Origin of the sequence: Bradyrhizobium sp. 87 (assembly GCF_023073015.1) — a bacterium.
GTDB classification, from domain to species: Bacteria; Pseudomonadota; Alphaproteobacteria; order Rhizobiales; family Xanthobacteraceae; genus Bradyrhizobium; species Bradyrhizobium canariense_D.
This window is the reverse complement of the sequence record NZ_JADPIQ010000017.1, coordinates 24155-46508: the sequence shown is the minus strand read 5'-3', so window position 1 is coordinate 46508 and position 22354 is coordinate 24155. Positions and strand designations below refer to the sequence as shown.

21 protein-coding genes, 2 pseudogenes and 1 other annotated feature are annotated in these 22354 nt (G+C 59.0%); of the genes and pseudogenes, 2 read left to right on the top strand and 21 right to left on the bottom strand.

Going from position 1 to position 22354, the window contains the following annotated elements; genetic code table 11:
• Positions 1–54: 54 nt before the first annotated feature.
• The gene (locus tag IVB50_RS03495; RefSeq protein ID WP_247294364.1) at positions 55–207 is read right to left on the bottom strand and encodes a hypothetical protein; all 153 of its coding nucleotides are present in this window, start codon (positions 205–207) and stop codon (positions 55–57) included.
• A 52-nt stretch (positions 208–259) separates the two neighbouring features.
• On the opposite strand from IVB50_RS03495, the pseudogene IVB50_RS03490 reads away from it, so the two are divergent.
• Positions 260–1417, top strand: a pseudogene (locus tag IVB50_RS03490) (IS3 family transposase); the annotation flags it as partial.
• Positions 469–585 (top strand) — a sequence feature (AL1L pseudoknot). (Overlaps the previous pseudogene by 117 nt.)
• A 122-nt stretch (positions 1418–1539) precedes the next feature.
• On the opposite strand, the gene IVB50_RS03485 reads toward IVB50_RS03490, so the two are convergent.
• From IVB50_RS03485 to IVB50_RS03435, 11 genes and pseudogenes are all read right to left on the bottom strand, one after another.
• The gene (locus IVB50_RS03485; protein WP_247294362.1) at positions 1540–2751 is read right to left on the bottom strand and encodes a hypothetical protein; all 1212 of its coding nucleotides are present in this window, start codon (positions 2749–2751) and stop codon (positions 1540–1542) included.
• On the bottom strand, positions 2748–3542 hold the full coding sequence (locus IVB50_RS03480; RefSeq protein WP_247294360.1) for a hypothetical protein: 795 nt from the start codon (positions 3540–3542) through the stop codon (positions 2748–2750). The genes IVB50_RS03485 and IVB50_RS03480 overlap by 4 nt, the downstream gene beginning before the upstream one ends.
• Before the next feature lie 92 nt (positions 3543–3634).
• Positions 3635–3844 (bottom strand): hypothetical protein, encoded by a 210-nt coding sequence (locus IVB50_RS03475; protein WP_247294358.1) that lies wholly within the window; start codon positions 3842–3844, stop codon positions 3635–3637.
• Between the two features lie 592 nt (positions 3845–4436).
• Positions 4437–4721, bottom strand: a complete 285-nt coding sequence (locus IVB50_RS03470; protein ID WP_247294356.1) for a plasmid pRiA4b ORF-3 family protein — start codon at positions 4719–4721, stop codon at positions 4437–4439.
• A gap of 70 nt (positions 4722–4791) precedes the next feature.
• A pseudogene (locus tag IVB50_RS03465) lies at positions 4792–5490 on the bottom strand (transposase); the annotation flags it as partial.
• 51 nt (positions 5491–5541) lie between these two features.
• On the bottom strand, positions 5542–5895 hold the full coding sequence (gene tnpB, locus IVB50_RS03460; RefSeq protein WP_247294354.1) for an IS66 family insertion sequence element accessory protein TnpB: 354 nt from the start codon (positions 5893–5895) through the stop codon (positions 5542–5544).
• The gene (locus tag IVB50_RS42365) at positions 5889–6287 is read right to left on the bottom strand and encodes a transposase (RefSeq protein ID WP_346283352.1); all 399 of its coding nucleotides are present in this window, start codon (positions 6285–6287) and stop codon (positions 5889–5891) included. The genes tnpB and IVB50_RS42365 overlap by 7 nt, the downstream gene beginning before the upstream one ends.
• Before the next feature lie 260 nt (positions 6288–6547).
• On the bottom strand, positions 6548–7651 hold the full coding sequence (locus IVB50_RS03450; protein WP_247294352.1) for a DUF3800 domain-containing protein: 1104 nt from the start codon (positions 7649–7651) through the stop codon (positions 6548–6550).
• Between the two features lie 185 nt (positions 7652–7836).
• On the bottom strand, positions 7837–8850 hold the full coding sequence (locus tag IVB50_RS03445; RefSeq protein WP_247294350.1) for a nucleotidyl transferase AbiEii/AbiGii toxin family protein: 1014 nt from the start codon (positions 8848–8850) through the stop codon (positions 7837–7839).
• Positions 8843–9436, bottom strand: coding sequence for a DUF6088 family protein (locus tag IVB50_RS03440; RefSeq protein ID WP_247294348.1), 594 nt, complete (start codon positions 9434–9436; stop codon positions 8843–8845). The genes IVB50_RS03445 and IVB50_RS03440 overlap by 8 nt, the downstream gene beginning before the upstream one ends.
• Before the next feature lie 546 nt (positions 9437–9982).
• A complete protein-coding gene (locus IVB50_RS03435) occupies positions 9983–10129 on the bottom strand; it encodes a hypothetical protein (RefSeq protein ID WP_247294346.1) in 147 nt (48 codons plus the stop codon).
• 230 nt (positions 10130–10359) lie between these two features.
• On the opposite strand from IVB50_RS03435, the gene IVB50_RS03430 reads away from it, so the two are divergent.
• Positions 10360–10929 (top strand): hypothetical protein, encoded by a 570-nt coding sequence (locus IVB50_RS03430; RefSeq protein WP_247294335.1) that lies wholly within the window; start codon positions 10360–10362, stop codon positions 10927–10929.
• Between the two features lie 313 nt (positions 10930–11242).
• Here the strand turns inward: IVB50_RS03430 and IVB50_RS03425 are convergent, their stop codons facing one another.
• From IVB50_RS03425 to IVB50_RS03385, 9 genes are all read right to left on the bottom strand, one after another.
• Positions 11243–12544 (bottom strand): DUF2235 domain-containing protein, encoded by a 1302-nt coding sequence (locus IVB50_RS03425; RefSeq protein WP_247294325.1) that lies wholly within the window; start codon positions 12542–12544, stop codon positions 11243–11245.
• Between the two features lie 119 nt (positions 12545–12663).
• Positions 12664–13596, bottom strand: a complete 933-nt coding sequence (locus IVB50_RS03420; RefSeq protein ID WP_247294322.1) for a hypothetical protein — start codon at positions 13594–13596, stop codon at positions 12664–12666.
• Between the two features lie 478 nt (positions 13597–14074).
• Positions 14075–14731: a hypothetical protein gene (locus IVB50_RS03415; RefSeq protein WP_247294315.1), complete on the bottom strand. Its 657-nt coding sequence runs from the start codon at positions 14729–14731 to the stop codon at positions 14075–14077.
• A 131-nt stretch (positions 14732–14862) separates the two neighbouring features.
• Positions 14863–15933, bottom strand: coding sequence for an MBL fold metallo-hydrolase (locus tag IVB50_RS03410; protein ID WP_247294313.1), 1071 nt, complete (start codon positions 15931–15933; stop codon positions 14863–14865).
• 1000 nt (positions 15934–16933) lie between these two features.
• The gene (locus IVB50_RS03405; RefSeq protein WP_247294311.1) at positions 16934–18439 is read right to left on the bottom strand and encodes a nucleotide pyrophosphatase/phosphodiesterase family protein; all 1506 of its coding nucleotides are present in this window, start codon (positions 18437–18439) and stop codon (positions 16934–16936) included.
• Positions 18436–19293, bottom strand: coding sequence for an ABC transporter permease (locus IVB50_RS03400; RefSeq protein ID WP_247294368.1), 858 nt, complete (start codon positions 19291–19293; stop codon positions 18436–18438). Before IVB50_RS03400 ends, IVB50_RS03405 begins: the two co-directional genes overlap by 4 nt.
• Positions 19294–19317: 24 nt before the next feature.
• Complete coding sequence (locus IVB50_RS03395) at positions 19318–20253, bottom strand: ABC transporter permease (RefSeq protein WP_247294308.1); 936 nt, start codon at positions 20251–20253, stop codon at positions 19318–19320.
• A complete protein-coding gene (locus IVB50_RS03390; protein ID WP_276577023.1) occupies positions 20253–21251 on the bottom strand; it encodes an oligopeptide/dipeptide ABC transporter ATP-binding protein in 999 nt (332 codons plus the stop codon). The genes IVB50_RS03395 and IVB50_RS03390 overlap by 1 nt, the downstream gene beginning before the upstream one ends.
• Positions 21248–22234: an ABC transporter ATP-binding protein gene (locus IVB50_RS03385; RefSeq protein ID WP_051113058.1), complete on the bottom strand. Its 987-nt coding sequence runs from the start codon at positions 22232–22234 to the stop codon at positions 21248–21250. The genes IVB50_RS03390 and IVB50_RS03385 overlap by 4 nt, the downstream gene beginning before the upstream one ends.
• Positions 22235–22354 lie beyond the last annotated feature (120 nt).

Below are 22354 nucleotides of genomic sequence, written 5' to 3'. Positions count from 1 at the left end.
AACGTTGCTCACGATCGCCTGAAATCGCTGCTCACGATCCTCTGAAATCGTTGCTCACGATGCGCTGAAATCCGTGCTCACGATGCCGCGAAACGCGCATGCCTCCTCGGCGGAGCCGTGCTGCAGTCGAACGCGATCCGATTGCAGAGCCTTGAACTGGCCCTTCTCAAGGAAGCCCTTCGGATGCTCGCTTTCGTCGACCATCATGCGGCGGAGGCCGTAGCCAACGGGAGCGCCGACGCGATATCCCAGGCACGCCAGCGAGCATCCGTCCCGCTGGGCGGCGGTGACATCGATTGCTGCCAAGATCGGCTGCACACCGCAGACGCTGCATGACTGGGTCAAGAAGGCCGAGGTCGATAGCGGGCAGCGGGCCGGCGTTCCGACCGACACGGCCGAGAAGCTGAAGGCGCTCGAACGGGAGAACCGCGAGCTTAGGCAAGCCAACGAGATCCTGCGCAAGGCAAGCGCCTATTTTGCGATGGCGGAGCTCGACCGCCGGTCCAAGCCATGATCGCCTTCATCGACGATCATCGTGGGGCGCATGGGGTCGAGCCGATCTGCAAGGTGTTGCCGATCGCCCCCTCGACCTACCACGCCCATGTGGCCAAGCGGCGCGATCCCGCCAAGCTGTCGGCGCGCGCTAGGCAGGACGCCGCGCTGAAGATCGAGGTTCGGCGCGTCTTCGATCAAAACTTCTCCGTGTACGGCGTGCGCAAGGTCTGGCGCCAGCTCAAGCGCGAAGGCTTCGATGTCGCCCGTTGCACGGTGTCGCGACTGATGCGGGACATGGGTTTGCAAGGGGTTATCCGCGGCAAACCGGTCAAGACCACGATCAGCGACAAGGCCGCGCCATGCCCGCTGGATCACGTCAATCGCCAGTTCAAGGCACCAAGGCCGAACGTTCTCTGGCTCTCCGACTTCACATATGTCGCGACCTGGACGGGCTTTGTCTACGTCGCCTTTGTGATCGACGCCTATGCCCGCAGGATCGTGGGCTGGCGAGCCTCGCGCACGGCGCACGCAGGCTTCGTGCTCGATGCGCTGGAGCAGGCACTGCATGATCGACGGCCGGCCGATCGTGGCGGGCTCGTGCACCACAGCGACAGAGGCCGCCCAATACGTCTCCATTAAGTACACCGAGCGCTTGGCTGAAGCTGGTGTCGAGCCTTCTGTCGGCAGCGTCGGAGATTCCTATGACAACGCTCTCGCCGAAACCATCAACGGCCTTTACAAGGCCGAAGTGATCCATCGGCGCGGACCATGGCGCAGCTTCGAAGCCGTCGAGTTCGCGACGCTGGAATGGGTGGACTGGTTCAACAACCGAAGGCTCCTCGAGCCCATCGGCAACATACCGCCGGCCGAAGCCGAGCAACGCTACTACGCCATGCTGGAACAACCCGCCATGGCGGCATAACTTAAACCAAATGGCCTCCGGCAAACCCGGGGCGGTTCACCTCAACCGCGGTGGGCATAACATCACGAGAGATTTCGCCCGGATGGTCAGATTGCCAAGCCCAGAAGACCTTCATGTCTCGATCAGCTTTCCAAAAATGCCCGGTACCACCTGACCTGGCTCTCACTAACCTGAAAGCGTCCGTCCATCATTTGAGCCTTATCGCGGTCAGCACCAACGATTACGCGGCCCAACTCCTGAATGCGGTCGAACAGGTCAAGGACTTCGTTTGAGCGCTCTAGAATGCCTTCGCTGGAGATCGGTTCACCCTTGTATGTGTACTGGTTAGCAAGTTCATCCAGCAACCTTTTGTAGTCTGTGAGGATCGGCCGCATGTAGATCATCGCGACATCCTCGACTTCGGGAGGAACGTCTTTATCGCCGAACAGGAGCTTGGCGAGCTGCAGAGCTGGCGCCCACGTCCAGCTTTCGCTCCCCTGCACCAGCCGTTCCTTCATCAGATCGACAAAGTCGAGCTTGCCATACTGAAACGGCGCATGGGGCCACCCGTCCTGGATATAGAAGTCGTACATGCCGTGAGGAAACAGTGCTCGGACGGTCTGGTCGCTGGTGATCTTATTGATCTCGACCGGACGGGCCGCTGATAACTTGTTGCTCAGGTAAGCAAACATGATCTCGGCAATCTGGCGCACCGAATAAACGCCTTGGGATGCTTCGCCCAGAAGGGCCGAGATCATAGGCAGTTCGGTCTTGGTGGCGAACTTCTCCAACCATTCCGTTGAGGCGCGCCGCAACCGCACATCAATGGGGTGGGGAGGCTGCGTGAGCTTTCGGGCGTTTTCGAGGGCTACCCTGTAGCGGTGTATCCAATACTTCGTCCGGCTTGGCGGCTCCAGGAACACATCGCCATAGGCAACCTCCAACTCCCGCGCCAGCCACTCCTCCTGCTGGCGTTTGAACACTCCCGTCCGGGCATCGTGCAACATCCCCCCGAGGTCCTTCAGGACCGGGTGGGTTCGCGCCCGGGTGCCGAAGATTTCCTCTAACTTTGCTTTCTCGGCATCGCCTTCAACAATGTACGGGGCCTGGTCTACCCAAAAGATGATGGGCGCAGGATCTCCAATCCGGAAAAGCCGTTGCCGGTAGGTGTCCGGAATCAGCCCGGTCAACTCGTACCCGTCGGCGTTATCGAAGTGCAAGAAGGCACTGATGTTGAAGTCAGCATCCATCTCGGGAAGATACATCGAGTTCCCGGCCCAAAAGATCGGCACGCCGATTGAGTCGACCGGCGACAGTCGAATTGCAGCGGAGACTGCCAGGGCGTCAGGCGTCAAAGGTTGATCCCTGCCCGCTTGTAGACCTGCTCCACGCACTCATAAATCAGTCCGCAGTGTTGGCTGACATTCAGTGGCAGCAACCGATAGGTTTCGATTACGTTTGTCAGTTCCTTCAGGGCCTCAGTGACACCAGGCGTCCGCTGGAATTCTTCTGGGACGACGACGCCCAGCAAGTTCTCTTTCTTCAGCGGGATATCCGCTTCCACCTGAAGTTCGATCACCGCGGCGCGATCGTCACAATCCTTAGTCGACCCCTCCTTGTACAGCTTAGAAACCGCGAGCACCCTGGAATGGCTCATGTTGAGAAGATGCTCCTCCTTGAGCTTCTTCTGATCGTTCGCGTCCCGATCGACGTACCGGCGCGGTGTTTCGAAATACAGGGAGATAAGCCGGCCGATCTGGTCTTGATCGGTGCCGACGTTGAAGTCCTCCAGTTTGAAGGTCGTCAGGTAATCCGGCATCCTTCCCCGCTCGAAGGCGCCCGTATCGAAGGGATGTATCCGCTTCAAGGGTGGCGGATTGCTGAAGCGCATCACGAACACGGTCGGCAGCTGCCACGGTTCCGGGTTCAGCGCATCCTTGCCCTTATAGGCAGCACGACCGACGAACAGATAGCAGAGCTTTTCGCCCTGGAAGACGTTGCACTTCACCGCGAGAAGCTTCTCTTCATTCAAGATCGGAATCAGGTTGCTCGAAGCGGTGCTGTGTATCCACGGCGGACTCTTCGGTACGGCCAGGTTGCTGTTCTTCAAAAACTCGCGGAGCTTCACCTCTGTGGGCTTGACCATCGGATATCCATGGGGTGCAGCAAATCACCGGGACGCCAATCTATCAAAACCGGTTGCGGCAGGTAGGTTCTCACAACCGTAATCCCCACTACTCAACCGAAATGTCTGACGATGCCATTGGTAAGAAAAAGAAGCGTACAGAGGGAGACCAAGACGCCAGCCAGGACCGCGAGCAGCATGAGGACAAACCCCCGCTCCCGGCCAAAGGCTCGAACAACGGTCTCGGACTGAGATAGGATTCCGCCCATCCCTACGGCGATCCTCGCCAGGTTCGGTTCTCGCTTTTGCGTGGCTTTAGCCATGCCCGTCTCCGAAAGTGAGCCTCCGGGATGCTTCCCGGCTCGTACCGTACGACCATCCCCGAGGCGTCAACCGCCAACAACGCACCACGACTATCCCCATCGGGTTTGCAGTTTGGAAAAACCTCTTTGACGCTTCATCCAACACCAATGGTTATTTCATCAAACCGCAACGCACCAGTAACGAAGCGGCTCGGGAAGCGCCATTTTCAATAGTTCTTCCAATGTGTTATCCGCTCCGCAGGAACAGGCCTGCGGAGACTATCAAAAGCGCCGTCCAAAATTTGGAGAAGTCGTCCAGAACTACGGATTCGCCGGGTACGGATGACCAGCCTGGGCGTCAAACGCCCGGCCTGTGAATCGGGGCCGAACTGAACCACTTGAACTAACGCCAGCAATTCCTTTTGGCGAACAAAGGAATCTGCGTCGGGATGGGGTCACGATCGGCGCCGATGCTGACCCCATTTCCACTGGCTTTTCTTAATTCCTTCACAGCGTTACTGCCGATATCTGCAACAGCCTGACCCCTGCGCCGATTCACATCCCCATAGTCCTATCGTAAGCGTAGCTCCCCTTTTTGATTGGTGCTTGACGCCTATTTTGAGCGCGTGACGCGGCGCCGCGGCTTCCAAATTTCGGACAAAGCGTTGACGGCGGCCTCGAGGGCCTTGCTGTCGATGACGTTGGGATCGAAGTGTTCGGGCCCCCAGAGGCGCATGTGTTCGTGCTCCGGATGGGTGGGGTCGCTGATGGCGTCGAGGTATTCGGCAGAGGCTGGCGCACCGCCGACGTCCTCCGGAGGACAACGACCGGCGGCCTCGAGCAGGAGGAGAAGTCCCTCTATCGTCGTGTTGTCGAACCATTTTTCGAGTTTGATCACATGGATCCAGCTGTCGCCGAAGTCATAGAGATAATGGATCGCCTTGGCGCCTGTCTCTGAACGATATCGGAGAGGCGAGCAGAAGCTGGCGCAGACGATGCCACAAGGGCTTCAATTCCTGGGCGGCATAGCCGACCCAGAAGGCGAGCGTCGAACGGTCGATGGCGATACCGTGCGTCGCCAGCATCTGCGCCTGGCGGTAAAGCGGCAAATGCCAATGATACTTGGCGTCGATCACTTGCGCGACGAGCCGCTCGGTGGGCAGTCCTCCCCTGATCAGTCGCTCGGGAGCAGCGTGCTGGAGGACGACGCCATGACAGGCGCGGCAGGCCAGTTTGGGTCGGCGGGTCACAATCACCCGGTATTGCACCGGAACGACGTCGAGCCTCTGACTCTCATCGCGACCAATCTCAAAGAGATCGCCTTTGCAAGACGGGCAACAGGTTTCAGCCGGCATCAGGGTTTCGACGATGCGCGGCAAATGCTCCGGAAGCTGACCACGGTTGGCTCTGCGCTCGGTATTTCTCTTCTCGCAGGCTCTGGGATTGGAGCGATCCTCGGCTGCTTCGAGAGCCGCGACGGTCTCTTCGATGTCCTCCAGAACAAGCTGTAGCTGATCAGCGTCCAGCTTTTCCGACGATCGACCGAACTGCGCATCTTTCGCAAGCTTGAGCAACCGTTCGAGCCTGGCGCAGCGATCCAGCAGAGCCGCGGCAAAGGCACGCAACTCGGCTGGATCGCTCGGCAGCTCATCAGGCAAATCACTCATTGGCCCGAGTCTGCCATGCTTCGCGCCTTGATGCAGCGAAGATTTTATTCCCTACGCAAGTGCTTTCGGTTGCGGGATTTGAGGTGCGTGCATGCGCGTCCAATCCATGCCGGCCAGAAGCGCAGACAACTGCGCGGCAATCATCCGCATCATGCCGGCCACGGTGGGAGGCCATTTGAAGCCGCTGCTATCGAGCCGCTTCCAGTACATCACCAGGCCGGTACCATCCCAGACGACAGTCTTCACGCGATCGGCGCGCTTCGCACGGAAGACCATCGCCACACCCTTCATCGGGTCTTGGCCAAGCGTCTCCTTCGCCAAGAGCGGCAAGCCATCCGCACCCTTTCTGAAGTCCACAGGTTGGGTCGCAACATAAATCGTGAGGCCCGTGGATGGCGTCAGCATGAACGTGTCCGTCGCAGAGCCGTGACCAGGTCACTTAGTACCGCAAGGCCAGGCGTCCCGCGTACCTCTATCCGTGCCCCCTGGAACTCGACCATAACAACAGCTGCTTCCGCCGATATAGAGGGCTCCGCAGCCGCCGGTAGCGTCGATTCCGACACCAAAGGCACAAACGATAAGTTATCAGCCGAAGCCGGCAGCACCAACTGGCCCAAACGCGCTCGACGCCGCCAGTCATTCACCTGCTGGGGCCGGCAGCCATGGCGGCGGGCGACATCTGTGACAATCGTGCCCGGCTCGAAGCTTTCCGCGGCAATCCGTGCCTTCAGATCGTCTGGCCAGCGCTTTCGACCTGCGCCAGCATACACTTCGATACGCGGGGATGGTCGTCTTATGTCGTCCGAATGGTCGTCCATTGTGAGCACCCTTGCAGAAGATGCCCCTTCTAGCGGCGCTCACAAGACTGCGCACAAACAATCTGAAGGGCCTCAGCACCACGCTCACGTCCTATCTCCGGCGTAAACGAGTACGTCTTGTAGTGGACGGACGGCGCGCTGGTCGCATTGTCCATCATGTTGGTTGGTTCATTGGCTTTCCTGGCAGTCTCTTGCCTCATGCAACCGACGGCGCCCGGATATGAACTTTAGGACAGTCGTCAGCCAAGCAGGATTGCAGCGCGCTGCTGGTCCTCGAAGCTCAGGACTCGGTGAGCAAACGCCTTGTTCTCCGCGATCGATCCATCGAGCAATTGCTTGAGCAGACCGAGGTTTGTCTTCTGCTGGTTGCTCAGGTTCTCGCGTATGCTGCAGAGCTGATCCCGGTCGGTCACTTGAACCAGAGCAAAGAACTTGCCCAACAACCCGGCAATGACATCAGACGCCTGCACGCCCGGCTCGTCATGGGATACGACAAAACGGAAATTTTCGAGTCGCCGATCGCCGTCCATGAACACTTCCGCGCCGAGATACTCCTCGATCACCTTTTCCACATCCAGGATGTGGTGCGAATTCTTGAACAAGCAGATCCGCCCAACATAGAAAGGACCGAAACTCTCGACCAGCACGTTGGCCTGCTCGTCCTCAAGGTACGGGAGCGCATCCAGCTTCTCGGCGATCTGAAGAACGCCCTTGAGCATCATGTATTCGAAATGACCGAGCAGCGGCTCGCGCTCTTCTAGACGCCCGCGAAGCTCGGAAATAAAGTCGTTTCGGCGTTGGCTTCCGACATCAGGATAGGAATATCGCCGAAACAGATCAACCGTGTCCGCCAGGTTGAAGCGCAGAATCGTATAAAGCGCGTCCTTGAGCTGACCATGAAATGGAAGGAGTTGATGCTTCTCATACTCCGTCAAAATTGAATCGATAATATCGATGGTGGACCAGTAGAGCGGGTCCATCACGGAGTAATGAACAGCGAAGCCCTTCTCGATGACCCATCGCAGGAAAGACTCCAGCTTCTGAGCGGCCAACAGCTGCAAGAAGTCGCCCTTGGCTATGTGTTCAAGCTTAATATCCTTCGTGGTTTTTTGGATGCGACAACGCTGTCGCAAGTCATCGATATTCAACTCGCGCGGCGGCCCGCGATAGGCGATGCCGGCGATCACGAAGTATTTTGGCTCCCTCACATTGAGTCCATCCGCACGGGTGTGCAGGCGGCGAATATTGTTCGTCTCGTCGTAATACATCGTGTAGGTCGCGTCGGCTCCAGTCAGTTCATTCAGTGCAATGTCGAACTTGCGGAGCTCATTCACTTCTATCATGTTCGTACTTGCTTGGAGGCAAAATCGGGATTTAGATTTTGTAATGCTGGCCGGTGTTTACCGTCGCGCGACTGGGTGACCGCACTTTCCTGCGCGACAGCTAGCTGCACGTTCGTGCGTGACCTTACTTCCGACGCAAAACATGGCGGTATGGCTGGGCTGCATCCACCGATGCGCACGTTGGTTCAAATAACCTTGTTCGCCCATTTCTCGAGGTCCGCGCACCGACGCATCAGTTCATCAAATGTCTCGGGCTCGTCGAGCAAGAGTCCGTCCGCGATCATGTGCTTGTAATCTCGTTCCAAGACGACTCGCGATTGTCCCTCTGGGACGAGCTTTAAGGCGCCACCGACGGCCGAGTTGTATTCGATGACCGCCCCGGCAGAATCCTTTTCTGAGAAGAACCACGACTTGTGCTCCGCAACGGTTACAGCAAGTTTTCGGTCCTTCATTGCCGATTCCGCAATCCCTGCATCGTCCAATCTCACAAGGTCATACCAGTGGCGAGCGAAGCGTTCGCCTTTCAGTTTCCCTTGAACGCAAAAGACATGGATCGCAGTCGCCTTCTCCCAGAAGGTTCGCTCCGCTTTCATGGTCTTGGGCTTAGCGGTCGGGAATTCGAGAGTTTCAAGGTACTGGGCAGCGTCGCAAACGACGTCATGAAGTTCGCTCGGCTCCCCTGTCGATCGTGCGCCGAATTCGAGCATCACGGCGGGGCTCACATAGCCGCTACCAGTCTCCAAGGGATCGTACGTGACGAAAATCTTGTCGTCCTTGGCTTCAGCCTTGGCGCTCAGCTTGTCATGTTGCAAGCGCTTATTGATTACGGGCAACGCCTTTTCCTTGACCCAGACTGGGAGGCGTTCTCGTGCCTTGTCGCTCCACTTTTTGCTTTGACTGCGGCTCTGAGGGACCGGATTGTCCTCACTTGCGCTCACCAGGTCCGGAGCTATCGCGCGGATGTCGTAGGTGAGATCGACGTCTTCCGAGAAACGGCGGATTGCGCCGTAAGCCTTCGAAAGGGACGTTCCGCCCTTGAAGACCAGATGGTCGCCCATTGGCGAGGAAAAAAGCGCATTCAGGCACCAAACGACCCAAACATCCTTCTCGAGAAGATGTGCAGGTAGTCCTGAGTTTGAAGCAGCAACGCCGAGCGCCTCTCGGCGATCGGCATTCGATAGATTTAGAAATTTATCCAACGCGCAGTTCGCTTACCGGCTTGGCAAGCCAAGTCGGCAATGAAGGTGCGGCAGACCTCAGTTCGTTCGCTTCAATCGGAGTCAGTTTTTGACTGACCGATTGCAAGGCTTGTCTTGCAGTCTCTGGACCGACCCAGGCAAGCGCGCGCACGACCTCACCTGCTCGACGGTTGGCCAGGATAAGCTGCCAACGCGGTGCATGCTTGAATTCCACAACTTGCTTGCCAAGATGGAGCTGGCGGGAAGGACCGGAGGTCAGAAAGACCTGCCGAACAGGTACCTGCGTCGTCAAACCGAGGTGGTTGGCCGCCGCAGCGCCGCTGGAAACGATAATTTCACCGCTGCGCGCCTTGGTCTCCTCAATGACTTTTTCGACCGACGGAGCTCTAGTCCCGAAGCGGCTTTCGACCGGACGTAGATATACCCCTCGCCTCGCGCGCAAGAGCTTTCCTCGCTCGGCAAGACGCGAAAGGGCCTGATCGACGGCAGCACGCTTTCCAAGTTGCAAAAGTGCCTTGGCAGCGATGGGCGCGCCTTCGGGCAGTTCTTTTGTGACTTCCAAAATCCGGGTGCTCAGGGTGGTCATGGCACTCACTCCACTGTCAGAAACATAGGAGAACTTCTGACACCCTACAAGTGTCGCCGTGAGAAAAGGTTTCCCTTGGAAAATCAATTACTTGTCAAAACATAGGGCCGATCCGGCCATTTCAAGAGTTCCACAATCAGGTTTTCAGGCCCAATCCCAGTCCTCACGAGCTGCACAAGCCGACGAGGTAAGCCGACCATTCCCACTCCTAATTCCCTCCGAGTAGACGAACACCTCCAGCTCGCGAGAAAACAAGCAAACTGATCGACGGGGCGGCGGCGAGATATTCGACGTCGCCCTTTCGCGAGCGCCCCCGCGAGAGATTGGGGCTCGCAGCCAAAGACGGCCTGGCACCATCCCTCCTGGCCATCCATCAAGCGCACAGTGGTAGCAGGCCTGTCCCGGCACCACACACTGTCGGGTCCGGCCGGTTGATCGCGATCTCAGCGCAGATGGCGGCGCTCCGCCGCGAAACCTCCGGGGTCCGCCTTTAAGGTCCGAGCTTGCACCGGCACTGCAGGTGGGCAGCCAAGTCGCACCGGGGCGTTAGCTGTCGGGCCCGGCAAGATCGGCTTGCTCCGCGGCCGTTGGCCCCGGCTTGCCGAGCCTCGCCGCGATGAATGCGTGGAAGGCGGCCATGGTGTACACCTCGTAGGGACGCCGCGTCGTCATGGTCAGCAGCCATCGGGCCAAGTTCCATCGGCACACTCTGCCAAGCGCCCGCGCGGGGCTACGGTAGAGAGACATTTAGCAAATTCCGGAAGATGGCTTTCATCGCTTTAACCTAAGCTTGCCGCCTTCCCTTCAGTTCGGCACCTTTCCCATGATGACAGTAGCAAGCAACCTGTCCTTTCTTCGGCATCATGATCGGGCTGGTCTCCGTTGCCTTTCCACTCCGCTTCCTGTACATCCGCGACCGCCGAATGGCGGCAATCGTGCTGACAGTCTCGGTGGTTACGTTCCTGCCGGTGACCGCCATCGATGGCGCAAAGGAACAGGCCTTGGCGCGTCAAGAGCACGCCATCGCCCCTACGTCGAAGTCGCCCGCCGAACTGGCTGAAGAGGTTTGCCAGGCGCCCGGCGCGATCCGGGATTGCGAGGCAGTCCTGACCAAGCAGATAGCCGAGGAAGGGGGACATCCGAAGAAGCCGGAGCCGGTGCCGGCCGCCGACTCGCGGAACGGCTCCTGCAACTCCGACTGGCGCCAGTGCTCCGATAACGCTGACCTTATGAACAATTTCAAGGACAGCAGCCGCAGTTCGTTGTCGTGCCAGTATGCGGCAAAGAAGCTCGCGAAGTACGGCGCCCCGTCGTTCCCCTTCTTTTCGTTCAGCAACTTCAACAGCGGCAACGACTTCGTGAGGACCGGACAGGCGACGTTGGTCGAGCCCGACGCGGAGTTCCAGAACGCATCCGGCACAATCGTGCACATCGTGGTTACCTGCAAATACGATCTGAATAGCCAGCGGGTAGTAGACGTGAGCCTCGATTGACCGCGCCTTGTTCAGGACAGGCGCTATCCAGGGCACCCCTTTTCGTCCAGCACGGCCCCGATGGGCCCCTTTCGCCGAGCAACCAGGGCCACAGCCGAAGACCGCGCGCGATATCGGCGCGCTCGCCAATTCCTATTGATTGTACGACCGGCCTCATCGCTCCCCTGGTCAGGGAGCACAATAGTTCAGGCAACAATAGGTCTATCAGCAACGTCGGTACATGCGACAAGACGCGGTGGCACAGTTAGGTTCGAGGGCTAGCATGTTCGCTTCTCTCCGCTTGACCGTCGGGACTCATCAAAATCCAGTGCGACTATTGGTCGGGCACGGCTGAATGAGGATCGTCGGCCCGCACGGACGTCTGCAGCTGCGCCGGGTCTACTTTCTTGCGTTGTGCCCATTCGACAAGATTGGTCGGACGATACCCGGGATCGGCGCGCCAGCGCCCAAACACGCTGCCGTCGATCGTCTCGTTTATGTTGATGTGCCTCCCGTCGTCGCGGACATCCGGCTCTTGGCCAATCGACCGGTAGAGCGGTCGCGTGAACCTGGCGTACATCCCGTAGCCGAAGAGCTTGTAGGAATCGGTGATCGGCGCCACCACCGAATTTCCCTCCAAGTCGACCTCTGATCGAAACGAAAGTCCCTGCGATTCTGCCTTTTTCATCATCCAGCGCAGTGGTGCCTGGGCGAGAAGGTCGGTCTCGTAGCCGCCACCTACGTTGGCGTGGGCGCCCACAAACCAGCGTTGCTCGACGCCGGAGAGCGGTCGCGGCTGCGCGATGATGGCCTTCGGATCTTTTGGATGGTGGACATCCCAGAGGGTGGGAACAAAGTCGTTCCGATGCTCATCGATAGCCAGCGCGTGATATCCGTTCAGGATGGGAAGACGCAGTCCGGTCTGAAGATAATCGAAAGACGAACGGCTGATGCCGGGGATATTCCCTGCCGCCAAGCCGACAGACCCGACGGTGTCCCAGACGCCAATCACCTTGATTTTCGTGGGTTGGGCATACTTGAGTAGCCATCTCTCCTGCTCGGTCAGCTTGGCGACGTCGCCAGCCGCTTCCTTATCCTTCAAAGTCCAAATACTTTCCTCGTCACCTTTCCTATAGCGCTCGAAGAGCTCGCTGACGCCTATGGGCGACCCAGCCTTGAGGATGCCGTCGATGGCGATCAATCCAGCCAAGGCTCTTGCGGTGTATGCGCCGCGGCTGAAGCCGAAAATGTAGATCTCGTCGCCGTCGTTGTAATTTTCTATGAGCCACTCGTAGGCGAGCCGGATGTTCTCATCGAGCCCTTGTCCGAACACCCCACCGAGAAAACCGTTCACTCCGACCGAGTAGTAGACGAGCTGCGGCTTTCCGTCTCTCCCTTTCGAGGCGCACAGGGCCCGCATCCGCCAGACATTCGTGTTGCTATCGACACTATTCCACGTCCCATCGAGAAAGACCGCCAGACGCTTCTGTTGCTGCTCAGCACCGGCGAAGTTCGGCTGGTTGCCGCTTTTCTCCGCAGGGTGGCCGATAATCACACCGATCGCGACGATTGCGACAATACCCAAGAGAAGGGCCACCCAGTGCGCGAGCCGTTCAAAAATTCGCCAAATCTTCATAAGCAGCTCCACGCTTGCTGATCAATTCTATGACCTTCTCCGCGACTCGATCGCGGGTCAGGGGATCTGATTGAACCCTGTAGGTACGAGCCCAGGTGGGTGGCACAGATCCTTCGCGCTCACTGAGGTCTCAGCGCGTTCGCGACCGCGCTGCCGATCAGAGCCGCGTTGTGCGCATCGACGGCCGCTTGCGATGGGCCGTTCACGATCCTCCCGACCACCTTCCCTCGCTTATCGGTGACCGCTTGGAAAGACGAGGCTCCGGGCGCCAGCGTCATAAGGAGCTCGTGCGTCCTGGTGCGGCTAGCATCGAGCAAGGGACTGGACGGCGTCGACAGCCGAACAAGACTCCATGTCGCGGCCATACTCGCATCCGTCGTGATGATGAACTTGTTGTCGTATTGCGACGAATCCGACTGTGTGCCGGCAACCCCAAGCGGCGGCCCCTCACCATTCGCGGTCGCGCGTGACGACCGATGGAAATCGATCACCTGGACCGCGTCAACGAGCCACTCCCGGATACCGAGGTTTGAGGCATCCACGAACGGCGAGCTGGTCGACCGAGGCCCGAGAGGGAAGCCTGGAGCGCAGCTGCTGCCTATCATCGGCTCAGCCAGATCATTTGCGGAGTAGTAGAAATTATACTTATGCGAGTGCAGATTTTCGGACGAAAGCTGTCCACCCAAACCGAAGGTGAAAGTCTGCGAATTGGCGAGCGGCATCTTGTACGACGCGCCTGGTGTCACCGAACTCTTCTCGTCTGCCTGCAGCGTAAGTTGAATGAGGACGCCCCAGGAGCCCGGCATGTAGGCGTCCTCCGCGGTGGAGACCTGCTTCCCGTTAACTAACCGTACGGGTACCGGAAGTCTGCGGATTTCGTCCCGGCCGAACTTCAGTTCGCAGTAGATGGCGTTCTTGACCTGGCGTTCCATATCCCGCGTAGCGTTGGGGTCTCCCGCCTGATCCCACACTTCTGGTAGCCGCGAATAGGAGAGTCCGCAGCCTGTCAGCGTACAGCCCAGCGCGACAAGAATAAACGATCGCTCCAACATGGTCGCCCCCACAATCGGAACTTTATTCGTTGCCTACGATCGGTTTGGCCCGCAAACGGCGCAGCAGTGCACTGGCCTTGGGTGAAGCGACCTCTATAGTCGGTCCCGATGGGCTGTCGGCGATGATGAGACCTCGAGCGCAGTAGTCGCTCGCCAATGTCAGGTCGTGAACGCATAGGCCCCCTGGGCATTTCGGCGCTCCTGGCTCACCGCAACGCCAGGCAAACGCCTCGCCTGAAACGAAGGTCACGAAGATTATGGACAAGCAAAACGCGCGCATGAAGTCCCCCCACCATCAGCCCGAAAACCGGCCGCCAACAAACAGTTGATATTATAAATTAAACGACCTTACATTGCGGTTGAATATTTCGCAAGATGGGCATCCACTGATGAGCAACAGCCAACGCGCATCGTCGCGTGGTTACTGCCCGTGCCAACGAATGCGGCGTTCTGATCCCGAAGCTTTCGCAGCTCGCCGCTAGATTGGCCGGCGGCTTGCCGCCTTTAAAGCGAGTACGGTATTTACAAAACGCACACCATAATTCCTTGCCGCTATTGCGCTGAGGACAAATTGCGCGAGGAGCGCGGCCGCAAATACGAGCGCAGTCTTATATGTCTGCATGGTCACTACGCCGATTCCGCCAAAGACCATCAGCAGCATGAACGCAATGCCGGCATAGTCGCGCGTCAGCAGGAACATGCGATGGACCTGCAGCACGCGCGGATCGTCCTCTACCGACTTGTAGAGCTTATACCAAAGAGCATTTTGCTCGCTCGACGTGGTGGGAAACGGCCCCACGTTAGTCTTGAGTGTCCCGATATCGATTCTCGCATCGCGATGAAGATAGTAAGAAAACGCCCGACATCCAGGCAGGGGATCGTGCCAACGCCAAAACACCAATCTGGCCTTGGTTTGGATATCAAGCAAACCGTTAATCACTCCGATGAGCACGGCCCCCAATCCAGCAGGTATAAGCGCCTGCCAATGCTTCAGCATCTCCTGATAATCGGCTGCAACAAGCTGATCAGTCTTAAGCGCAATCGCGAAAATAGCGATGTTGACGACCAGGATGGTGATTAAGGAAGTAGTGTTCTGATCCTTGAGAGATCTCTCTTTCGAGCCCTTCTTAGTCATTGTTCTTGCCTATCTGGGGGCTCGCACCGCGGCAAAGAGCGAGAGAACCGGCTCGCTATCCTTCGGCCAACACGAACGCCATTCGACAAAAAGATGGATCGCCGGGACACCCTGAGATGCGAACGCAAGTCTCAGTCTTCCTGTCTGTCGGGATATGGCAAGCATTCGGCGAGGCTGTAGTCATCGCGTTCCGGAGCGTCTTTGGCAGTTCGCTTGTCTGACCCTTCGGTTGAGATGACATGCGCCCCACGATGGTGCATAGCTCGAACAACGGATTTGCGCGGATGATTCTCATCGGCTTTAGCCGAGCTAATTACCGCGGTGAAGGTTGTCTTACCGCCCTGGGCCGCCTTCCTTTCACCCAAGAGTTGATCCAGCAGTTCGGTCGAAACGTTGTGGCGCCCGCCGTGGTGAGGAACCTGGAATCGATCAATGCCGGGCAACGTCAATCCGATCAAAGGTGCATAGTCGATGACTTCTTTGAGCCCAGTGCGTCCAGTATCGCCGGTAAGCAAGATTTTGCAACCATTGAGATAGGCATACTGAACCACGCTCATCTCGTTTTCGTTGCTCGTCTCGCCCGCGGGAAAATATTCGTCACCCCAAGCTGCCTTGACGAGCGCGGCGGCCTCCTTCGCCACACGAATAACCGCATCGCGCGCGATCTCGAGCAACCCTTTCTCCTCGGGGGTTTTGTCGGAGGAGACAACCAGATCCAGAAAGCGCGAACGGATCGGAGCCATCACGCGGAAAGCACCAATGGTGCTACCCTGAAATGGTTCATATATCGGGATGTTCTTTCGGAGGGCGATCTCTTCAAGAGCAACTAGATTGGAATAAGCCTCCCTCAAGGCTGTCTCCAGCCCTTGAGAGGTCGTGAAGCGTTTGAACCTAGGAAGAAGCTCTGCAGCAAAACGCCAGGGTCGCAACATCCAAAGCGCGCCGACCTCAAAATCCTCCAGGACGCGCTGCAGGCCTCCCGCATGATCGCCATCGTTGTGAGTCGCCACGACATGATCGATCCGCCTCGGCTTCCCGTAGTATTTGTTAAGAAAGTTGACGACCTTCTCGCCGGTTGATTGATAGCCTCCATCGACGACATGAATGAAGGTCTGATTATTCAACTCATAGCGAACGCAAATGGCGTCACCGCTGCTCTTTGCTTCGACATCTAAAAAATCGACCTCAAAATAGTCAGCCACGTTTCCGTCTCCAAGAGCTTGGCCTGAGGGTTTCCAGGCAATGATTCTGGTCACAGAGATACCGAAATGGACTCTTTCTAGTGGTGCCGAGAAACACGTCAGTCCTGAATCTCAGATGAGTGGCGTTGCATTGGGATACGGAAATCTCGCATCAGTCAGCTCCCCGTTTGGCCTCCCAACCTGAAAACGCCAATATCGAACGAGGAATTCGACCCCATACGGCGCCGCTCCCGCGGCGCCTCAGACGGCCCGCTGAAGCCGCGCGCAGAGCATTCTGCATACCGCGGAGGATCTCCGGGGGCTCTTATCTATCTTGAGACGCCGTTTCTCGTCGCAACTTGTCCGAAAACGCGCTTTCTTTGCGCGAATCGCCGTCACCCGCCCCGCAAAGAAGCTCGCCACCGCAAGTAGCGGGCAGTCGATTCCGGATATAATTCAGTTGCAGTACCTCCTGACACTCGTTCTCGCAACACGCGGAGCACAACGTCTGCCCATCGGGATTTCCAGGAATCCCCAGAACGGATCAGAAGCGGGGTCCATGGCTTCCTGACGGAGCTGCCAGGACTCACCCACACCAATTCTCAAGACGATCCGGACCGGTCGTTGAGACCCGCGCCTCTCATCTTCGACCTACCGAGAAGGCTGAGCCAGCGGGCGTATGGATAGCGACTGAGAATGAGGCATCACTACCGATGTCGCCCCGGTGCAGATATTCTTTTCGCGCTTTAGACGCACAGAATCATCAATCGAGCCTCGGCCAGGACTCGCGGGCCGGGAGCGCCACAACTATCAAACCCATCCACAAAGTTGTCGTCTATATCAACGCTGGTCGGCGCCCTGCTCAGGAATGAGCGCCGCGCCCCCGAGCGAGATTGGACCATCGGGCTTAGTGAATTGGTCTTCGCTGGCCGTAAGCCCGGATGGGCAGACGGGTGAGAAGGAGCCGATGGCATAGAACGGCTAAATTCTGCAAAATGTACGAGGCGGAAAGCCACCAGGCTCACGCGGCGCTTTCTGCAAAGCCGCCTTCGATATAGCCTACGGCTCCTACCTGTATGAGGCGCAAGACCTGGTGGTAAGTGGAGGAGCTTGCTTCATAGACGGTCTCTACGACTGAAGCGGGTGCAGCCTGGGGGAATGTCGCAAACGTCTCGTTGAGGACGCGCCCATCCATTTGGCTAGGGGCGACAATTCCCAGAAGATGCAGAATGGTCGGCGCGATGTCGCAGATCCCCGACGGAACTTCTGAAAGGCTGCCCGAGCGGAAGGCAGGTCCGGCGAGAATGCCGACCGCCGCCATCTCTTTAGGATGCAAGCCGCCGTGTACTCCCAGTCCGATCAGCGCGTCGTTGCTCCAGGTTCGGCCGATGAGGCCGAATGGATCGACTTCACTATCGGCACGATAGGAGAACAGGATGTCGCTGGAACGGGCATGATCTGCCATCACAAGTTGGCGCGCAAAACTGCCCGGCGCGATGCCGTCGACGTCATTTCGTCCAGCGGTGAAGATCGGTCCGCACCACGGCGCTTTGGTCATTGCTGCGACGGCCCGCCGGATCTTCAGCTCCGAGGGGTCTGCCAGATAAATGGCTCCGACCTGGCCGGGAACGAGTATTGCATCTACGTCTTGTCCGGGCGCCGAGCCGCAACGGAATCCGGCATCTCTGAGCACTTGGTGAACGTCAGCCTGCGCATGGACGCTCACGTGCCCATGATCGGAGACGGCAATGATGTGAACGTCCCGCCCCCGCCCTTCAGCCTCCCACCAGTCCAGAACGCGACCGAATTGCTGGTCGGCCCAGGCGAGCGCTTCCAAGGTCCGTACCCCTGCCGTGCCGCAGTAATGAGACGAGCTGTCCGGTTCGCCAAAGGAGAGAATGGTGACGTCAGGCCGAAGCTGTGGCCAGACGATGTCGAGCAAAGCCGCCGTCAGATAGCTCTGGGCTGCGAGGTCGGGCGTTCCTGCAGGCGGGGGCGCCGGGGGAGGACCGATTCGAGCATTCAGCGCCTCGAGAAGAGATCGGGAAGTCGCGAGCCGCGCGAAGTGCCCCGAGATTGTGGGATGGCCGAGCGTGCGCGCCTTGTGGTTGAACAAGCGGGTCGTCCCGGCAGAATTCGACGCGAGCACCGCGAGCGTCTTGCCGTGGGCGGCAAGAACCTCGCCGAGCGATGGCACGCCCATGAGACGCCCGCCGCTCAACGTATCCAGGGTTTCGACCAGCTGGTCATCGGCCGTGTCGACGTAGCGGGACGGCACCGCTGCGCGGTCGAGGTATTGGTTCCCGACCATGCCATGGCGCCCGGGTGATGCGCCGGTAACAAGACTAGGCATCGCCGCCCGCGTTTCGCTCGGATAGACGGTGACATTCCGGCCGAGGGTCACGCCCTGGCGCTGCAGCCTGTGAAGATGAGGAGTCGCTGTAGCATTTATAAGATCGGGACGGAGCCCATCGAAACTGACAAGGATGACGCGGCGGGTAGCAGGGGAAGTTACAGAGGCCTTCACGATAATGTCTTGTCCATGCGGTCGCGCAGCCAGTCCCCCACCAGCGAGATGGACAGTGTGGTGAGCGAGATGATCAGCGAAGAGGGGACGAGTATCCAGGGCGCGCGGGTCAGATAGTCACGACCATAGCCGACCATATTGCCGAGGGAGGTGAGCGGGGGCTGCACGCCCAGACCAAGGAAGCTCAGACCACTCTCGAGCAGAATAATATCCGGAAAGGCAAGAGTCATGGTGACGATCAAGGTTGAGGCGATGTTCGGTAGGATGTGGCGCAGGTAAAGGCGGCAAGGTCCTGCGCCCAACTGGCGTACGGCGACCACATAGCCTTGCGTGTTCGCGCTCATCGCGAGCGCGCGCGTGACGCGCGCGTAGCGCTCCCAGCCATGAAGGCCAAGGAGGGCCACGAAGAGCAGCAGAGAGTTACCCACGAATGCAAGTACCGCGAGCGCTAGAACGAGAAACGGCATGCTGGCCTGGAAATCGACACATGCGAGGATGACCTGTTCGACCCAGCCGCGGAAATGGGCGGCGAGAAAGCCGAGCGTGGTACCCAGGCATGCGCCTATCAACGTGGCTCCAAAAGCAATGAAAAGGCTCATCCGGATCGATATCAGTAAGCGCGCCAGCAGATCCCTGCCAAGCTCGTCGGTGCCGAACAGATGCGATACGTGCCCCCCGAAGCCAATAGGCGCGGCGAGACGATGCCGAAGATCAAGTGCGGCATAATCATAGGGAGCGAGACGATCTGCCAGGATCGCGATGCCGAGCATGAGCGCGAGCCAAGCGATGGCGCCTTGCACAGCAACATTGCGCCAACGAAGTACTCTCTTCTTCTTAACGTGAGCAAACGACATCTGTCCGGCAGACATTTCCGCCATCTACGCTCCTCCAGCAGAGCGCGTATCGCGCAGACGCGGATCGAACATACCGTAAAGGAGATCGACTGCGAGGTTCGTCGCGATCATGGCGGCTGCCACCAGCAGCAAGATGCATTGGACCACAGCCAAATCGCGACTTACGACGGAGACGACGAGCAGACTGCCGATTCCCGGCCAGGAAAAGACGCTTTCGACGAGCACCGTCCCCGCGATTAAGTTGCCTACCATCAAACCCACGATGGTCAACACTGGTATGGCGGCATTGGGCAGGGCATGACCCGTCACGACTCTGCGCCATGGCACACCCTTGGCACTCGCCGTGCGGATATAGGCTTGCCCGAGCACCTCGAGCATGGCGCTGCGGGTGAAACGAGCCAGAACGGCCGCGCCGCCAAGGCCAAGCGTGACCACCGGAAGGACCATATGGCGCACGCTGCCGGCGCCCCCTGAAGGAAACCAGGGAAGCTCGACCGCAAAGGCGAGCACGAGTACGAGGCCGAGCACGAATGAAGGCACGGTGAAGCCCGCTACCGTCACCATCATCACCAGACGGTCGGTGAAACTGTCGCGCTTGAGGGCTGCATAGATGCCGGCCGGAATGCCTAGGAGAAGATTGAGGGCGAGTGCCGGAGCAGTGAGCATCAGCGTGACCGGGATGCGTTCGGCAACAACCGTGGCGGCAGTACGCCCGTCCCGCATGGATTGGCCGAGATCTCCGTGGACGACTGCAAGAAGATATTTTAGGTATTGGACCCAGAGTGGTGCATCGAGCCCCCAAGCCTTGCGAAACGCCTCGACTGCGTCGGCCGACGTTTCCGGCGACAGCATCGCGCGAGCGGGATCGCCAGAGGCTCGCAGAACCACGAAGGCGAATGTGACGACCATCGCTATGGTGAGCACGGCGCGAGCCACCCGAGTCATGATGAAGCGGGTCATCAGGCGACGCTCCCAAGTTGAAGACCATCCCTGTTGATCAGATGGCAAGCGACCCTGCGTCCTGGGCCTACGGATGTGAGCTCTGGCACAATCCGTGCGCAGGCCGGAAGAGCCGCCGGACAACGTGGATGGAAGGCGCAGCCGGCGGGCCGCGCCGATGGATTGGGCGGATCACCTTGCAGGATCGTGCGCTCGTTACGCCGTCCAGGCTTGGGTACGGCAGAAACCAGCGCTTTTGAATACGGATGCAAGGGGGCGCGCAGAACTGCATCGGGCGAGCCTTCTTCGACGATCGAGCCGAGATACATCACGGCGATGCGATCACTGATCTGCCGAACGACGCGCAGGTCATGGCTGATGAAGATCATCGCCATGCGCCGCCGCTCCTGCAGGTCACGCAGAAGATTGACGACTTGAGCCTGGATCGAGACGTCGAGCGCGGACACCGGCTCGTCGCACACGATGAGGTCCGGATCGGTCGCGAGTGCTCGTGCCAACACCGCACGCTGGCGTTGGCCACCTGAGAGTTCATGAGGATAGCGCGCCCCGTGATCGGTTCTGAGGCCAACGTCAGCGAGGAGCCTATTGATCAGGTCCGCTCTTTCGGACTTGCTGCCGATCCGATGAATTTCGAGCGGTTCTGCGATTTGCGCCCCGATCGTCAACCGGCGATCGAGCGCCCCCAGCGGGTCCTGAAATACCATTTGGATTCGCATCCTGAGATGCCGCCAACGGATATCGCCCATCGGCGGCAACTCTTGTCCGCCGAAGCTGACGGTGCCCGCATCCGGTCGTTCCAGGCCAATGAGAAGCCGGCCCGCGGTGGATTTTCCGCAGCCCGATTCGCCAACAAGTCCGAGCGTCTCGCCGCTGGCCAGAGACAGCGACAGTCCATTGACGGCGTGGACCGTCGAGTGGCCCCGAAACAGGCCCTGGCGCAAGGAATATCGTCGGACAAGCCCATCGGCTTGGAGAAGCGGTGCGACCGTCATCGTCATGCGGCGACGGTCTCGTCCTGGCACCGCTGGCCGGTGACATGCAGGCAGGCAATTCTGTGGTCGGCATTATCCTCCACAGAAGTCAATTCGACAGTGCATTCACCACACCGGTCCGTGCGCAGGTCGCAGCGTGGCGCGAAGGGACATCCTGGCGGAAGGTCCGCCGGGCTCGGAACGACACCGGGAATGGCGGCGAGGCGCTGCCGAGGCCCGTCTAGATTCGGGAGGGCCCCAACAAGCCCGCGTGTATATGGATGAGTGGGATGGTCGAACAGACGCACGGCGGGTGCTTCTTCAATGATGTGCCCGGCGTAAAGCACCAGCACGCGCTCGCAGATCTCGGCGACAACGCCCAGATCATGTGAGATCAGGACCAGCGCCATGCCTCGTTCGCGCTGAATCTCTTGCAGAAGCTCAAGGATCTGCGCCTGAATAGTGACGTCCAAGGCGGTGGTGGGTTCATCGGCGATGAGGATGTCGGGCTGTCCCGCAAGCGCCATGGCAATCATGACCCGCTGATTCTGCCCACCGGAAAACTCGTGCGGATAGCCGCCAAGCCGTCGCGCCGCATCGGGAATGCCGACCTGATCCAGCAGACGACGCGCTTCGTTCAGCGCGCTGCGCCTGTCCATCGCACGATGGAGCTGCAGAGCTTCGCCGATCTGATCGCCCACGGTACGCACGGGATTGAGCGCGCTGGTCGGATCCTGAAAGATCATTGCAATTCGGCGACCACGCACCTGTTCCAGATGACGGGCGGGAGCATGGAGAAGGTCTTCGCCAGCAAAGCGTACGCTGCCTGCCGTCCGGGCGCGCGACCCCAACAGACCAAGCGCCGCAAGCCAAGTCACCGACTTTCCGCAACCACTTTCGCCGACCATGCCGAGCGTTTCGCCACGGCGGAGGCCAAGATTTATTCCACGCAGCACCGGCACCTGGTCGAAGGCGACCTGCAGCCCTGTGATCTCAAGAAGTGGTGTCATCTGATCTCCCTGTCTTGCCAGCGTCGACGCGGCTGCTCCTCGCGGGCGGCGTCGTAGGGATTGCGGGAGCCGGGCAGCCCACGTGGTGGAGCTGCGCGCAAGCGAAGGAACGCGTCATTC

Excerpts from the sequence above, each read along its gene's own strand:
- IVB50_RS03395 (WP_247294308.1), bottom strand. The coding sequence starts at position 20,253 with ATGACCCGCTTCATCATGACTCGGGTGGCTCGCGCCGTGCTCACCATA.
- IVB50_RS03475 (WP_247294358.1), bottom strand. The coding sequence starts at position 3,844 with ATGGCTAAAGCCACGCAAAAGCGAGAACCGAACCTGGCGAGGATCGCC.
- IVB50_RS03385 (WP_051113058.1), bottom strand. The coding sequence starts at position 22,234 with ATGACACCACTTCTTGAGATCACAGGGCTGCAGGTCGCCTTCGACCAG.
- IVB50_RS03430 (WP_247294335.1), top strand. The coding sequence starts at position 10,360 with ATGGCGGCAATCGTGCTGACAGTCTCGGTGGTTACGTTCCTGCCGGTG.
- IVB50_RS03400 (WP_247294368.1), bottom strand. The coding sequence starts at position 19,293 with ATGTCGTTTGCTCACGTTAAGAAGAAGAGAGTACTTCGTTGGCGCAAT.
- IVB50_RS03440 (WP_247294348.1), bottom strand. The coding sequence starts at position 9,436 with ATGACCACCCTGAGCACCCGGATTTTGGAAGTCACAAAAGAACTGCCC.
- IVB50_RS03480 (WP_247294360.1), bottom strand. The coding sequence starts at position 3,542 with ATGGTCAAGCCCACAGAGGTGAAGCTCCGCGAGTTTTTGAAGAACAGC.
- tnpB (WP_247294354.1), bottom strand. The coding sequence starts at position 5,895 with ATGCTGACGCCATCCACGGGCCTCACGATTTATGTTGCGACCCAACCT.
- IVB50_RS03390 (WP_276577023.1), bottom strand. The coding sequence starts at position 21,251 with ATGACGATGACGGTCGCACCGCTTCTCCAAGCCGATGGGCTTGTCCGA.
- IVB50_RS03495 (WP_247294364.1), bottom strand. The coding sequence starts at position 207 with ATGATGGTCGACGAAAGCGAGCATCCGAAGGGCTTCCTTGAGAAGGGC.
- IVB50_RS03450 (WP_247294352.1), bottom strand. The coding sequence starts at position 7,651 with ATGATAGAAGTGAATGAGCTCCGCAAGTTCGACATTGCACTGAATGAA.
- IVB50_RS03415 (WP_247294315.1), bottom strand. The coding sequence starts at position 14,731 with ATGACTAAGAAGGGCTCGAAAGAGAGATCTCTCAAGGATCAGAACACT.
- IVB50_RS03420 (WP_247294322.1), bottom strand. The coding sequence starts at position 13,596 with ATGTTGGAGCGATCGTTTATTCTTGTCGCGCTGGGCTGTACGCTGACA.
- IVB50_RS03425 (WP_247294325.1), bottom strand. The coding sequence starts at position 12,544 with ATGAAGATTTGGCGAATTTTTGAACGGCTCGCGCACTGGGTGGCCCTT.